1 protein-coding gene is annotated in these 435 nt (G+C 46.0%); it reads right to left on the reverse strand.

Translation table 11 applies throughout. The features are described from left to right. On the reverse strand, positions 1 to 435 hold a 435-nt coding region (locus KP705_RS17890; RefSeq protein ID WP_215765263.1), incomplete at both ends, for a protein rep.

Below are 435 nucleotides of genomic sequence, written 5' to 3' on the forward strand. Positions count from 1 at the left end.
CGGGAGCATCAGCCCAACAATCTTATTCTCCATCTGCTCGAATTTTATTTCATCACCAACGATGACACGACCATCAAGAGAAGGCTCAACACAGAGAGCCATAGCAATATCGGGCCCGAACATATCCAATGATTTAGGGACACCTATCGTGGCTTCGCCTTCATCACGCTTCGTGAAAAGCTCAGCATCATTGATGACACGCTTCTTCATCATCTTCAGAGATCCATCAGACTGATCTCGAACGATGCGAAGCCTCTCATCATTAAGAGACCCCTTGAACTCCTTAAACGATCCGTACCTCTGTATCAGTCGCGTATTGAGTGTCTCATTATAGAACCACTCAAGATGGCCATCCTCCATCGTCTCAATATCGTTCGGCTTAGTCACATATTTTGTGACCTCATCAACAGACTCAAGAGTTCCCGCATCCTTAAC

Source organism: Gluconobacter sp. P1D12_c (genome assembly GCF_018812105.1).
Classification (GTDB): Bacteria; Pseudomonadota; Alphaproteobacteria; order Acetobacterales; family Acetobacteraceae; genus Gluconobacter; species Gluconobacter oxydans_A.